The 796-nt window shown below is 68.7% G+C and carries 1 protein-coding gene; it reads left to right on the forward strand.

From position 1 onward, the window contains the following. A partial coding sequence (locus tag AC3EVP_RS36920) for a cytochrome P450 (protein ID WP_435138178.1) occupies positions 1 to 796 on the forward strand: 796 nt, incomplete at both ends.

Raw genomic sequence — 796 nt, forward strand, 5'->3', positions numbered from 1 at the left:
TGTGTGGCTGCCCACCCTGTACGAGGACGTCGCGGCGATCGCCTACGACACCGACCGCTTCTCCTCGCTCGGAGCCAACCTCACCGAGTTCCGCCCGCCGCGGGACCTGGCGCCGATCGGCGAAGCACCGCCCATCACCTCCGACCCGCCGTTCCACCACGGCGCGCGCAAGCTGCTGCTGCCGGCGTTCACCAAGACCGCGGTCTCCAAGCTCGAGTCCGGTACGAGGACGTTCTGCCACTCCCTCGTCGACGGTCTGGAGGGGCGGGACGTCGTGGACGCCGCCCACGACTACGCGCGGCAGATCCCGAGCCGGGTCATCGGCGACCTGCTCGGCCTGCCGCCGGAGGATCGGGAACGGTTCCACCAGCTCGCCGTCAACCTGGAGGGCGAGGGCAAGCAGTCGCGGGACGAGCGCATCGAGCACATGGGCCGGGTGTTCATCTATCTCCTCGCGGAGGTCAACAAGCACATCGAGCAGCCCCGTGACGACCTGATCAGCTACCTTCTGGACGCGGAGATGCACGGCCGCAAGCTGGAACCGAACCACGTCATCGGCACGATCGTGCTGCTGCTCATCGCCGGCATCAGCACCACCTACAGCGCGATCGGCACGTCCCTGTGGCACCTGGCCGGGAACCCGCAGGACCGCGAGCGCCTGGTGGCCGAGCCCGAGCTGCTGCCCACCGCGATGGAGGAGTTCCTGCGCGCCTACGCGCCGGTCACCATGGCCCGCCTGGTCAAGGACGACATGCACTGGCGGGGCGTCGACATGAAGGCCGACGACTACGTACTG

The organism is Actinacidiphila sp. bgisy144 (assembly GCF_057708105.1).